The sequence below is a fragment of the Nocardioides sp. 1609 genome (genome assembly GCF_004522105.1).
Taxonomy (GTDB): Bacteria; Actinomycetota; Actinomycetes; order Propionibacteriales; family Nocardioidaceae; genus Nocardioides.
In genome coordinates this window covers 357870-371086 of the sequence record NZ_SPUJ01000005.1, presented here as the reverse complement: position 1 = coordinate 371086, position 13217 = coordinate 357870, and the positions used below count along the sequence as shown (strand labels likewise).

General features: G+C 73.7%; 10 protein-coding genes. 4 read left to right on the top strand and 6 right to left on the bottom strand.

What is annotated here, in order from left to right; translation table 11 throughout:
• Nucleotides 1-29 precede the first annotated feature (29 nt).
• The 3 genes from E4623_RS15575 to E4623_RS15565 form a co-directional block, all read right to left on the bottom strand.
• Complete coding sequence (locus E4623_RS15575; protein WP_134767460.1) at nucleotides 30-1112, bottom strand: DUF475 domain-containing protein; 1083 nt, start codon at nucleotides 1110-1112, stop codon at nucleotides 30-32.
• 88 nt (nucleotides 1113-1200) lie between these two features.
• The gene (locus tag E4623_RS15570; protein WP_134767459.1) at nucleotides 1201-1782 is read right to left on the bottom strand and encodes a TerD family protein; all 582 of its coding nucleotides are present in this window, start codon (nucleotides 1780-1782) and stop codon (nucleotides 1201-1203) included.
• A gap of 116 nt (nucleotides 1783-1898) precedes the next feature.
• Nucleotides 1899-2558 (bottom strand): tellurium resistance protein, encoded by a 660-nt coding sequence (locus E4623_RS15565; RefSeq protein WP_134767458.1) that lies wholly within the window; start codon nucleotides 2556-2558, stop codon nucleotides 1899-1901.
• 102 nt (nucleotides 2559-2660) lie between these two features.
• On the opposite strand from E4623_RS15565, the gene E4623_RS15560 reads away from it, so the two are divergent.
• Nucleotides 2661-4829, top strand: coding sequence for a molybdopterin-dependent oxidoreductase (locus E4623_RS15560; RefSeq protein WP_245155101.1), 2169 nt, complete (start codon nucleotides 2661-2663; stop codon nucleotides 4827-4829).
• Here the strand turns inward: E4623_RS15560 and E4623_RS15555 are convergent.
• A complete protein-coding gene (locus tag E4623_RS15555; protein ID WP_245155100.1) occupies nucleotides 4792-6999 on the bottom strand; it encodes an MMPL family transporter in 2208 nt (735 codons plus the stop codon). The two genes, E4623_RS15560 and E4623_RS15555, sit on opposite strands and share 38 nt — an antisense overlap.
• 136 nt (nucleotides 7000-7135) lie before the next feature.
• Here E4623_RS15555 and E4623_RS15550 point away from each other — a divergent pair, with 136 nt between their 5' ends.
• The 3 genes from E4623_RS15550 (at nucleotide 7136) to E4623_RS15540 (ending at nucleotide 10158) form a co-directional block, all read left to right on the top strand.
• A complete protein-coding gene (locus E4623_RS15550; protein WP_134767457.1) occupies nucleotides 7136-8287 on the top strand; it encodes a sensor histidine kinase in 1152 nt (383 codons plus the stop codon).
• Nucleotides 8239-8880 carry a response regulator transcription factor gene (locus E4623_RS15545; protein WP_134767456.1) on the top strand — a complete coding sequence of 214 codons (642 nt, stop codon included), beginning with the start codon at nucleotides 8239-8241 and terminating at the stop codon, nucleotides 8878-8880. Before E4623_RS15550 ends, E4623_RS15545 begins: the two co-directional genes overlap by 49 nt.
• Nucleotides 8881-8973: 93 nt before the next feature.
• Nucleotides 8974-10158: an AI-2E family transporter gene (locus tag E4623_RS15540; RefSeq protein WP_134767455.1), complete on the top strand. Its 1185-nt coding sequence runs from the start codon at nucleotides 8974-8976 to the stop codon at nucleotides 10156-10158.
• On the opposite strand, the gene E4623_RS15535 is transcribed toward E4623_RS15540, so the two are convergent.
• Complete coding sequence (locus E4623_RS15535; RefSeq protein WP_134767454.1) at nucleotides 10145-11410, bottom strand: molybdopterin-dependent oxidoreductase; 1266 nt, start codon at nucleotides 11408-11410, stop codon at nucleotides 10145-10147. The two genes, E4623_RS15540 and E4623_RS15535, sit on opposite strands and share 14 nt — an antisense overlap.
• 82 nt (nucleotides 11411-11492) lie before the next feature.
• On the bottom strand, nucleotides 11493-13196 hold the full coding sequence (gene ptsP, locus E4623_RS15530) for a phosphoenolpyruvate--protein phosphotransferase (RefSeq protein ID WP_209020708.1): 1704 nt from the start codon (nucleotides 13194-13196) through the stop codon (nucleotides 11493-11495).
• Between the last annotated feature and the right edge of the window lie 21 nt (nucleotides 13197-13217).

The window sequence follows — 13217 nt, the reverse complement described above, 5'->3', positions numbered from 1 at the left end:
TCGGGGACGGGTCAGCAGCCGGACAGGCGCTAGACGTGGACGACGTGCTCCTCGCCGCGGTGCTTCTTGTTGTAGTTGATGCTCGACCACAGGGCCAGCAGGATGAACGCGACCCCCACCAGGCCGGTGACCACCTCGGGGATGTGCGGGCCGATGCTGATGAACAGCAGCAGGGCCAGCGCACCGATCGCCCAGTGCGCCCCGTGCTCGAGGAACACGTACTCGCTCAGGGTGCCCTGGTGCACGAGGTAGATGGTGATGGAGCGGACGTAGAACGCTCCCACGCCGAGCCCGAGCGCGATGATGATCGGGTCGGAGGTGATCGCGAACGCCCCGATGACGCCGTCGAAGCTGAAGCTGGCGTCGAGCAGCTCGAGGTAGAGGAACAGCGAGAACGCCGCCTTGCCCGTCGCCTTGACGACCTCCCCGGTCGAGGCCTGCCGCTCCCCGTCGTCGTCGAGCTCGTCGTCGAGGCCGCCGTCGAAGAAGTCGCCGAGGCCGTTGACCGCGAGGTACAAGATGATGCCGAAGACCCCGGCCAGCAGCATGTCGGCGGACTCCTCGGAGAAGATCCGCGAAAACACGAACAGCCACACGAGCGCCACGAGCACCGAGACCCCCGGGAAGGCCGCTGCCTTCGAGAGCGCCCGCTCCACCGGCCCGAGCCAGTGGTGCTCCTTGTCCTCGTCGAAGACGAAGTCGAGGAAGATCATCAGCAGGAACATCCCGCCGAACGCCGCGATCAGCGGGTGGGCGTCGTTGAGGATGTAGCCGTAGGTGCCCGGGGTGTCCGGGTCGCCCTTCTCGAGCGCGAGGTCCCACGCCTCGATCGGCGACAGCCCGGCGGTCACGAAGACCACGACGAGCGGGAACAGCAGCCGCATGCCGAAGACGGCGATGAGGATGCCGACGGTGAGGAAGATCTTGACCCAGAACTCCGACATGCGGTTCAGGACCTTCGCGTTCACCACCGCGTTGTCGAAGGAGAGCGAGACCTCCAGGACGATCAGGATCGCGGTGACGGTCACGCCGGTGACGCCGTCGTAGAGGAAGGCGATGGCCAGACCGATGACGGTGAAGAGGAAGGACCAGCGAAGGGTCTTGAACAGCACGGGATCAGCTCACGTTCGAGTCAGGGGACGACCGAGGAGGTCGGTCAGGGGCACGGCGGGTCGAGCTGGTGGTGCGAGGACCCGAGGGTCAGAGGTTGACGCCGTAGTCGCGGACGATGCCCGCGAGACCCGAGGCGTAGCCCTGGCCGATGGCGCGGAACTTCCACTCGGCAGCGTTGCGGTAGAGCTCGCCGAAGACCATGGCGGTCTCGCTGGAGGCGTCCTCGGAGAGGTCGTAGCGGGCGAGCTCGGTGCCGTTGTCGCTGTTGACGACGCGGATGAACGCACCGGTGACCTGGCCGAAGTTCTGGCCACGGGCGTCGGCCTGGTCGATCGAGACCGCGAAGACGACCTTGTCGACGTCGGGGCCCATGCCGGCCAGGTCGACCTCGACGACCTCGTCGTCGCCCTCGCCCTCGCCGGTGCGGTTGTCGCCCTGGTGGATGACCTTGCCGTCGGGCGACTGGAGGTTGTTGTAGAACACGAAGTGCTGGTCGGTGACGACCTTGCCGGCCTCGTTGCACGAGAGCGCGGAGGCGTCGAGGTCGAAGTCCTGGCCGGTGGTGGTGCGGACGTCCCACCCGAGCCCGACGAGGACCTTGTTGAGACCGGTGGGGCCGGCCTCCTTGGTCAGGGAGACGTTTCCACCCTTGGACAAGCTGACAACCATGACACGCTCCTTCGATGGTGTGTGTGAGTGCTGCGGCACAGACTACAAACGACTGGTGACACGGCCCGATCCGGCCCGATCCGGCCCGATCGGTCCCGCGACCCGGCACTGCGGGATCACTTGGTGCCGCGACCCCACTTCAGGCCCCAGCCGTAGGCCTGGTCGACCTCGGCGTGACCGGGCACGTAGCGGACCTCGCGGCGCACGACGAGCTCGCCCCCGACGTTCTCGAGCATGGCGATCGCGCACATCCCGGCGCCGGCGCCCGCCTCGTCGAGACGCACCTCGACCTGCGGTCCGGACGGCGGGAACAGGGTGACGACGCCGTCGGCGGCCGCCCAGTTCGGGACGCCCTCGTAGATGAAGGCGTAGACCAGGATGCGCCGGATCGCCGCGACCTGACCGAGGTCGACGAAGAGGTTCTCGCCGGCGGCGTTCGTGCCCGAGCGGTCGTCGCCGTCGAGCCAGGCGATCGGCGTCGTCGTGTCGTGCTGGCCGCGCAGCGCGCCGCCCAGGGCCTGGACGGCGCCCTTGGCGCCGTTGGTGTGCTCGTAGAGGCAGCCGAGGTCGAGGTCGATCGCCGGGGTGGGCGTCGCGGCCAGTCGCTTGAGGAACCCACCGGACTTGGCCGCCGAGGGGGGCCGCGCGTTCCAGTTCAGGTTCACCCGCAGCACCCCGCCGGCCGATCCCGCCTTGGCGAGCGACACCGACGGAGCCGCCTTCGTCAGGGTCACCTTGTCGAGGGACACCGGGCCCCGGTCGTTGCTGTCGGTCATCGATCGTCCTCGCTGTCGCTGTCGCTGTCGCTGTCGCTGTCGTCGCCGGCGTCCGGTGCTCGTAGCCTGCCACGGGCCCGTCGCGCGTGCCACGATGACGAGGTGACCACCCTCCCCCGGTCCCCCGTGCCCGCCGGCTTCACCGGCACCCGCCTGGCGGCCTGCAACCTGTGCGAGGCGATCTGCGGGTTGCGGTTGACGATCCAGGACGGCGCCGTCACCGGCGTCCGCGGCAACGTCGACGACCCGCTCTCGCGCGGCCACGTGTGCCCGAAGGGCATCGCCCTCGCCGACGTGTACGCCGACCCCGACCGGCTCCGGCGTCCGGTGCGCCGGGTGGGCGACACGTGGGAGGAGCTGGCCTGGGACGACGCCCTCGACCTGGTCGCCGACCGGCTGGCCGCGACGATCACCGAGCACGGCGGCGACGCGGTCGGGGTCTACCTCGGCAACCCGAACGCCCACTCGCTCGGCTTCGGCACCCACGGGCCGGCGTTCGTGCGCGCGCTGCGGACCCGCAACCGGTTCAGCGCCTCGACCGTCGACCAGGTCCCGCACCAGCTCGTGGCCTGGCAGCTCTACGGTCACCAGCTGCTGCTGCCGATCCCCGACCTCGACCGCACCTCGTACTTCCTGGTGGTCGGGGCGAACCCGATGGCGTCGAACGGCTCGCTGATGACGGTGCCCGACTTCCCCGCCCGGGTGCGCGAGCTGCACGCCCGGGGCGGCCGGATGGTCGTGCTCGACCCGCGGCGCACCGAGACCGCGAAGGTCGCGGACGAGCACCACTTCGTGCGGCCCGGCACCGACGCGGCGGTGCTGCTGGCGATGCTGCACGTGCTCCTCGCCGACGGCCTGGCCCACCCGCCGGCCTACGTCGACGGCGTCGACGCGCTCGCCGACCTGGTCGCCCCGTTCACCCCCGAGCGGGCCGAGGCGGTCTCGGGTGTGCCGGCCGAGGTGGTCCGCGGCCTGGCCCACGACCTCGCGGCCCCGGCCGGCGGCGGTGCCGGGATCGTCTACGGCCGGATGGGCGTCTCGACCCAGGGTTTCGGCACGATCTGCCAGTGGGCGATCGCCTGCCTCAACCTGCTGTCGGGGCACTTCGACCGGCCGGGCGGCGTGATGTTCACCGAGCCCGCCGTCGACACCGTCGGACGGCGGATCGCCGGCCCCGGCCGGCACGACCGGTGGCGCAGCCGGGTGCGCGGCGTCCCGGAGTTCGCCGGTGAGCTGCCGGCCGCGGTGATGGCCGAGGAGATCCGGACCCCGGGTGAGGGCCGGATCCGCGCGATGGTCACCGTCGCCGGCAACCCGGTGCTGTCGACCCCCGACGGCCGCGGCCTGGCCGAGGCGCTCGGCGGGCTCGACCTCATGGTCGCGATCGACCCCTACCTCAACGAGACGACCCGGCACGCCGACGTCGTGCTGCCGCCGACGAGCGCGCTGGAGCGCGACCAGTACGACCTGGTCTTCCACGGCTTCGCGGTCCGCAACACCGCCCGGTGGACGCCGGCCGTCTTCGACGTCGACGACGACCAGCGCCACGACTGGCAGATCTTCGGCGGGCTCGCCGCCCGACTCGCCGACCGCCTCGGCACCCCGCTCGACGAGGGCCTGGCCGCCCGGCTTGCGACCCCGCCCGCCGACCTGGTCGAGGTGCTGCTCAACACCGGCGGGCGGGCCACCGCCGCCGAGGTGGCGGCGCACCCCGAGGGCCTCGACCTCGGCCCGCTGCGCCCGACGATGCCCGACCGGCTGCAGACCGAGGACCGGCGCATCGACGTCGTCCCGGCCCTCGTCGTCGCCGACCTCGACCGGCTGCGTGCCTGGCTGGCCGACCCGCCGGCGCCGGCCCCCGACGAGCTGCTGCTCATCGGACGCCGCCACCAGCGCGACTGCAACTCATGGCTGCACAACACCACCCGGCTCACCCGTGGCCGGCCGCGGCACCACCTGCTCATGCACCCCGACGACCTGGCCGCCCGGGGCATCGCCGACGGCGGCACCGTCGTGGTGACCTCACGGGTCGGCTCGGTCGAGGTGGAGGTGACCGGGTCCGACGACGTGATGCGGGGCGTCGTCTCGCTCCCCCACGGCTACGGCCACCAGGTCGCGGGCACCCGCCTCGCGCACGCCTCGACGGTGCCCGGGGTCTCGATCAACGACCTCACCGACCCCGGGCTCCTCGACGTCTCGGGCAACGCCGCGCTGAACGGCGTCCACGTGACCGTCAGACCGACTGGCGCTCCGGCGCCGGTCCCGGCCTGACCTCGCCGGTCCCCCAGTCCAGCGGAGCCACCGGCGGCGACGCGACCGGACTCGGGCGGCTCGGCCACCACGCCCGCTCCCCCAGGAGCACCAGCGCCGCCGGCAGCATGACCAGCCGGACCAGGGTGGCGTCGAGCAGGATCGCGGCGGACAGACCCACACCCATCATCTTCATCTCCAGCATCGACAGGGTCGCGAAGATCGCGAACACCGAGACCATCACGGCGGCCGCGCTCGTCACGACGCCGGCGGTGTCGGCGATGCCGCGCTGGACGGCGACGCGGGTCGGGAGCCCGTCGCGCACGTGCTCGCGGATCCGGCTCACCACGAAGACGTGGTAGTCCATCGAGAGCCCGACGAGCACGACCAGGACGAACAGCGGCAGCCAGTCGATGACGAAGCCCGGGTTGGTGAAGTCGAGCAGGCCCGAGCCCCACCCGTGCTGGAAGACCAGGACGAGGAAGCCGAACGCGACGCCGACCGAGGCCAGGTTGAGCACCGTCGAGAGGGCGGCGACCACCACGCTGCGGAACGTCGCCAGCATCATCAGGAACGTCAGCAGGAGCACGAACCCGACGACCAGCGGCAGCCGTCCCCCGAACCGGTCGGCGGTGTCGAGGCTGACGGCGACGTCGCCGCCGACGACGACCTCGGCGTCGGTCCCGTCGAACGCCGCCGGCACCAGGTCGGCCCGCAGCGCACGCACGGCGTCGTCCACCCGCTCGTCGGACTCCTCGTAGGGCAGCCCGAGGTGCAGCACCGTCGTGTCGCCGGCGGTGGAGAGGGTCTCCCCGGTCGCGGCGAAGTCACCGGTGGCGACGGCGTCCCGCTCGAGGGAGGCCAGGGCCCGGGCGACGGCGTCCGCGTCGCCACCGCCGTCGCGGGCGACGACGTCGACGACGGTGCCCTCCGCGGGGAAGGCGCGCGCGACCTCGCGCATCGTCTGCACCTCGGGCACCGAGGCGGGCAGGGTGTCGAGGTTGCCGGCGTGGACCCGCAGCCCGAGCGCCGGCAGGGCGAGCGCCGCGACGACGAGGCCGGACAGCACCAGCGCGACGCCGGGACGCCGGACGACGGGTGCGAGGATCCGCGTGCTCAGCCCGCCCCGGCCGATGCGCGCGTTGAGGCGCCACAGCAGCGGGACCCGGGGCCGGTCGACCCAGCGGCCGAGCTTGGCGAGCAGCGCCGGGAGCACGGTGATCGAGCCGAGCACGGCGACGCCGACGACGATGATCGAACCGACCGCGAGGCTGTTGAACGTCGCGTCGCCCATCAGGAACAGTCCGGTCATCGAGGCGATGACGGCCCCGCCGGAGACCAGGATCGAGTGCCCCGAGGTCTGGGCGGCGATGTCGACGGCGTCGAGCGTGCTGTGCCCGGCGAGCCGCTCCTCACGCTCGCGCTTGAGGTAGAAGAGCGAGTAGTCGACCCCGACCGCCATGCCGATGAGCACGACCATGCTGGTCACCGTGCTCTCGGCCGGCACCAGGTGCGAGACCGGGGCCAGGATGCCGATCGTGGCGGCCACGCTGGTCACCGCGAGCAGCACGGGGAGGCCGGCGGCGACCAGCGCCCCGAAGGCCACGAGCATCAGGACCAGGGTGATCGGGAGGCTGATCCCCTCGGCGGAGGCGAGGTCGTCGCCGACCCGCTCGTCGATGGCGGCGTCCAGGGTGGCGTCGCCGGTGGCGCGCACCTCGACGTCCGGGTGGGCGGCCTGGACGCCGGCGACGGCGTCCAGGACCCGCTCGGCGAGGGCGCCGCGGTCGGACCCGTCGTCGTCGCGGGCCAGCTGGACCGGCACCAGCAGGGCCGACCGGTCCGGGCTCCACTGGGGGCCGGTCACCGCGGCCACGCCCTCGAGGGGCGTGAGGGCGGTGACGACCGCCGCGGCCGCGGACTCCGCCGCAGCCGGGTCGAGGACGCCGTCCGCGGTGACGAGCACGTTCTCGGCGTCGGGGCCGTCGAGCCCGGCGGCGGTGACGAGCTCGGCGGCCCGACCCGAGTCGCCGTGCAGGTAGTCGGCGTCCTCGGTCTCGGCCGTCGGCACGAACGACGCCAGCGCGACGGCCACGACGACGAAGAGGAACCACGCGCCGATGGCGCGCCACGGGTGGGTGGCGCTCCAGCGGGCCGCGCGGCGCGGAAGGGTGGTCAGGGGGTTGGTCACGACGCTCTCCTGGGGAGTTCTGGGCTGAGGGCTCCAGCCTCGTGAGCGCGGGCCCCGCCGTCAGGAGTCCAGGCACCCCGGCCGGGGTGGTGCCAGCACCACTGCGTCCGGTCGGGGCGACCGCGAGGATGGAGCCATGTCCGAGCCGAGTCGCCTGCGCCTGACGGGGTACGCCGCCGCGCACCTCCTGCTGGGGGTCGTCGCGCTGGCGCTGGCGATCCTCACCGTCGTCGGCGGCGTGCTGATGGTGGTCTGGGTCGGCGGGCTGCTGCTGGTGGTGGCCGTGCCCGCGACCCGCCTGGTCGCCGACGCGCACCGGCGGATGGCCGCCGACGTCCTCGGCCTCGACGTGCCGCGTCCCTACCGGCCGGTGCCCCGTCAGCCGCTGGCCGCCCTCGTCGCGGTCGCGCGCGACCCGATGAGCTGGCGCGACCTGGGGTGGCTCGTCTGGGCCTGCACATTCGGCTGGGTGGTCGCGCTGCTCTGCGTCCTCGAGCTGCTGGCGGTCCTCACCTGGCCGCTGTGGTGGGTCGCGGTGCGACCCACCATGCAGCTGCGGTCGCACGTCGACCTGTGGTTCCTCGCGTCGAGCCGCACCGAGAAGCTCGAGCGCCGGGTGCAGGTGCTCACCGAGACCCGGGCCGAGGCCGTCGACCACGCGGCCGGGGAGCTGCGCCGGCTCGAGCGCGACCTCCACGACGGCCCGCAGGCCCGGCTGGTCGCGCTGTCGATGAGCCTCGGGCTCGCCGAGCAGGCCCTGGCCGACCCCGCCGGCGACCCCGCGCGGGCCCGCCGGCTCGTCACCGACGCCCGCGCGACGACGTCCGCGGCGATCGGCGAGCTGCGCGCCGTCGTGCGCGGGATCCACCCGCCGGTGCTGGCCGACCGCGGGCTGGCCGGCGCGGTCGAGGCCCTGGCCCTCGACATGGCGGTGCCGGTGCACGTCGAGGTGGACCTGCCCGGGCGGCCGCCGGCGCCCGTGGAGTCGGCGCTCTACCTCGGGGTCGCGGAGTGCCTGGCCAACGTCGGCAAGCACGCCGGTGCCGCCGCGGCGACCATCGCTCTGCACCACGTCGGGGGTCGGCTGCGCGTCGTCGTCACCGACGACGGCGTGGGCGGCGCCGACCCGGACGCCGGGACCGGCATGCTGGGCATCCGGCGGCGCCTGGCGTCGTTCGACGGCACGATGGCGGTGAGCAGCCCGCCGGGTGGGCCGACCGAGATCGTCCTGGAGGTGCCGTGCGACTTGTCCTGGCCGAGGACCACGCGCTCCTCCGCGCCGGGATGACCCAGCTGCTCGAGAGCAACGGCTTCACCGTCCTGCACGCGGTCGCCGACGGCGACGCCCTCGCCGAGGTGCTGCGCGACCCGGACGCCGACGCGGCCGTGGTCGACGTCCGGCTCCCTCCCTCGCAGACCGACGAGGGCCTGCGCGCGGCGATCGCCGTCCGCGCCCAGCGGCCCGGGTTCCCGGTGATGGTGATCTCGCAGTACGTCGAGCACCTCTACGCACGCGAGCTGCTCGCCAGCGGCGAGGGGGGCGTGGGCTACCTGCTCAAGGACCGGGTGTCCGACGTCGCCGAGTTCGTCGACGGCGTCCGTCGCGTCGCCGCGGGCGGCACCGTGCTCGACCCCGAGGTGGTCGCCGCGATCATGGCGCGGCGGCGCGAGCGGCCCCTGGACCGGCTCACGCCGCGCGAGCGCGAGGTGCTCGCGCTGATGGCCGAGGGCCGGTCGAACGCCGCGATCGCCGGGCACCTCGTCGTCACCGAGAAGGCCGTGGCCAAGCACATCAACGGGATCTTCTCCAAGCTCGACCTGCCGCCCGCCGACGACGACCACCGTCGGGTGCGGGCGGTGCTGGCCTGGCTGCACCTGTGACCCGGTCGCCCCACCCTCATCGTCGTCCCCACGGGCACCACCGCCGGGGTGAGTGATCCGCGCGGGTCGCCGGCGGTCTGCGAGGGTCGAGCCATGACGTCCCCCACGCCAGCCCCCGCCGCGCCGCCGCCCGCGCCCCGCCAGCGCGCGGAGGTGGCCGGCGACGGCATCGCCTGGCTGGCCCGGTGGAGCGGTCGGTGGATCCTGATCGCGATCGCCGCGGTACTGCTCGGCCTGGTCGTCGGGCGGTTCTGGAGCATCGTGCTCCCCGTCGCGCTGGCGCTCATCCTGACCACCGTGCTGGAGAAGCCGGCCCGCCTCCTCGAGCGCCGGCTGCACCTGCCCCCGGCCCTGGCCGCGGCCGTGGTGCTGCTGGGGTCGCTGGGGGCCCTGGTCGGCATCGGCTTCGCCATCGCGCCCGCCGTGGGCGGACAGCTCGGCGACATCGTCGACAAGGCCTCGGCCGGGCTGCAGGACGTGCAGGACTGGGTGCAGGCCAAGGACTTCGTCTCGCGCGACCAGATCGACGCCGGTATCGAGGCCATGCAGGACAAGCTGGGCAGCAGCAGCGGGGCGATCGCCTCCGGCGTCCTCACCGGCGTCGGCGCGGCCACCTCCGCCACCGTCACCGTGGTCATCACGCTGATCCTGACCTTCCTGTTCCTCAAGGACGGGCGCCGGTTCGGGCCGTGGGTCGAGCGCCTCGCCGGCGACCGGGTCGGCGGCCACCTCACCGAGGTGATGCGTCGCTCGTGGACGACGCTCGGCGGCTACATCCGCACGCAGGCGATCGTCAGCGCGGTCGACGCGCTGCTGATCGGCATCGCCCTGCTGGTCGTGGGTGTGCCCCTGGCGATCCCGCTGGCGATCCTGACGTTCGTCGGTGGCTTCGTGCCGATCGTCGGGGCCTTCGTGGTCGGCGCCCTCGCGGTGCTGGTGGCGCTGGTCACGAACGGGCCGACCGCCGCGCTGATCATCCTCGCGGTCATCGTGGGCGTCCAGCAGCTCGAGGGCAACGTCCTCTCGCCGTGGCTCCAGTCGCGGAGCATGCAGCTGCACGCGGCCGTCGTCCTGCTGTCGGTGACGCTCGGCTCGACGCTGTTCGGCATCACCGGTGCGTTCCTCGCCGTGCCGGTCGTGGCGGTCACGGCCGTGGTGCTGCGCTACCTCGACGAGATCGTGTCGGCGAGGAGCGGGACCCCGGTGGCGTCGGCGCCCGCCGACGAAGAGGACGAGCCCGACGAGGAGCCCGGCGAGAGGCCAGTCAGCTCACCGTGACCGGGTGCCGGACGACGGCGTCGAAGAAGTAGCCGTTGTCGTTGAACGGCGTCACGAGGGGCTGGGTGCGCCCGGCGCGGTCGGTGGCCCGGGCCAGCAGCGCGGTGGTCCCGGGCGCGGGACGACGCCAGCGCACCGACCAGCGGGTCCAGCCGTGGCCGCGGTCGCCGCGGTCGCGGCCCCGGTGGTGCCTGTGGTCCTCGTGGTGCCCGTGTCCTCCGCGGTCGTCGTCCTCGAGCCGGGCGGGGGTCCAGGTGCGGCCGCCGTCGAGGCTGACGTCGACCCGGCGGATCGGCGCGAGGCCGCTCCACGACCGGCCCGTGAGGACCTGGCTGCGGCCGGCCGGGAGCGTCGCGCCCCAGGGCAGCTCCCACGCCGAGCGGACGGGGTTGACGGTCAGCGGCGGCGCGTCGACGGGGTAGGCCCCGCCGGTCATCCGGTACCACGTGGTGTTCCACGGCGAGGTCAGCTCCCTGCGGCTGACCTCGAGCGAGCCGAGCCACTTGATGCTGCCGATGCCGACCCAGCCGGGCAGCACCAGCCGCAGCGGGTAGCCGTGGTCGGGCAGCAGCGGTGCGCCGTCGGCGCCCCACGCGAGCAGGGCGTCGTCCAGCGCCTTGGCGATCGGGAACGGCCGGCGCACCCGGCCGTGGTCGACCCCGCCGCTGACGTACGGCGCATCGAGGCCGGTCGCCTGCACCGAGACGGCGTCGGGTGAGAGGCCGAGACGGCGCAGCACGGTGCGCAGCCGCACGCCCTCCCAGCGCACGGTGGCGACCGAGCCGAGCGTCCACGCGGTGCCGTTGGCCGGCGTCCCCTGCTGGGTGGCGAAGAGGCTCCGGCCGTTGCCGGTGCACTCGTGCACCGAGGTCAGCGTGGTGCTCGGGAGCGCCCGCAGGTCACGCCAGGAGAGGGTGTGGGCCTCCGACTCCGTGCGCGGGTCGGCGAGCCCGTCGCCGTGCACCCGCAGCGCGTACGTCGCCCGGTCGATCGTCGGCGTCGCGGTGTGGTTGCGCACGAAGAGGTCGCGCTGGCGGGTGAGGAAGCGGCGCGGGTCGACGGAGTCCCAGCGCATCTCGGCGTTGGTGCCGAAGTCGACGAACCGGTCGGCCGGGAGCGGCTTGAGGATCGACGGCGCCCCGGCGGTGGCCCGCTGGGTGAGCGAGCCGCCGATGACGGACACGAGCGGCGCCGCGACCCCGGCCGCCAGGAGGGTGCGGCGCGTGGCGCCCGGTCCCGAGTGACTGGTCATGGAGCGACCGTAACAGCATCAACTCGCGCGACTTAATCTTGAAGGGCGCGCGGTCCCGGCCGACTCCAGGACGACGGGCGGCTCAGCCCCCGAGCACCGCCAGGGCCGCGGCGCGGGCCGAGGCCGGGTCGACGGCCGCGAGGGCGGCCTCGGCCGCCTCCAGACAGGTGTCGTGGGTGATCGTCGCCAGGCGGGCTCCGACGGGCTTCGCCGCGGCGGCCGCCATCGAGAGCGACGTGATGCCCATGCCGACCAGCACGCAGGCGAGCAGCGGGTCGGCCGCGGCCTCGCCACAGACGCCGACCGGCTTGTCGGCCTGACGACCGGCCTCGGCCGTGATCGCGACGAGCTGGAGGACGGCGGGCTGCCAGGGGTCGGTGAGGTGCGCGAGGTCGGTCGCCATCCGGTCGGCGGCCATCGTGTACTGGGTCAGGTCGTTGGTGCCGATCGAGAGGAAGTCGACCTCCTCCAGCATCTGGTGGGCCATCAGCGCCGCCGAGGGGACCTCGACCATGACGCCCGACTTCAGCCCGCGCCCCCGGACGGCGGCGGAGAACTCCCGCGCCTCGGCGATGGTCGCCACCATCGGCGCCATCACCCACGTCTCGGTGCCGGTCGACGCGGCCGCCGCGGCGATGGCGTCGAGCTGGCGCTCGAGCAACGAGGGGTTGCTGAACGACAGCCGGAGCCCGCGGACGCCGAGCGCGGGGTTCTCCTCGCCCGGCATCGTCGCGAAGGCGACGGGCTTGTCGGAGCCCGCGTCGAGGGTGCGCACGACGACGTACCGGTCGTCGTGGAAGGCCCGGAGCACCTCGGCGTAGATCTCGGCCTGCTCGTCGACCGTCGGCTCCTCGGTGCGGTTGAGGAAGCACAGCTCGGTCCGGAAGAGGCCGACGCCCTCGACCGGGCCGGTCGCCGAGGACCGCGCGGACTGACCGTCGGCGACGTTCGCCAGGATCTTGACGCGGAACCCGTCGGACGTCGCGCCGGGGCCGGTCCACTGGGCGAGCGCCTCGCGCTCCTCGGCGTCGGCGGCGACGAGCGCGCCGGCCACGTCGGGGTCGACGTCGATCGTGACCCCGCCGCTGGTGCCGTCGACGAGCAGCATCGTGCCGGGGTCGACCGTGAGGATGTCGGCGGTGCCGACGACGCACGGGATGCCGAGCTGGCGGGCGATGATCGCGGTGTGGCTGGTGGGACCGCCACGCTCGGTGACCAGGGCCAGCACGACGGCCGGGTCGAGACCGGCGGTGTCGGCGGGCGCCAGGTCCTCGGCGACGAGGATCGAGGGCGCGTCGGGGGTGGGGACGCCCGGCTCGGCCTCGCCGACCAGGCGCGCGACGAGGCGGCGCTCGATGTCGCGGAGGTCGGTGACCCGCTCGGCCATCAGTCCACCCATCTGCGTGAAGACGCCGGCGAACTGCTCCACGGCGTGGTCGACAGCCTCGAGCAGCGGGCTGCCGGCACGCAGGTTCTTGCGGACCGCGCCGCGCAGGCCACGGTCGGTGGCGAGCCCGGCGCTCGCGGTGAGCACCTCGGCGGCGGCGCCGCTGGCGCGCTCGGCCTTGGCGGAGAAGCCGCCGGAGACCGCGGTCGAGGCGGCGTCGTAGGCGGCCAGGGCCGCCTCGACGTCGGCGAAACCGCCGTCGCCGAAGGCCGCGACGGCCTCGGAGGAGACCTCGCCGCGGGCGAGGACGGCGGGCCCGTAGGCCACCCCGGGTACGACCGGGGTGCCGGTGAAGGCGGGCTGGAGGGCGCTGGCGGAGGGGTTGGCGTCGGTGACCACGATCACAAGTTACTCACCCCC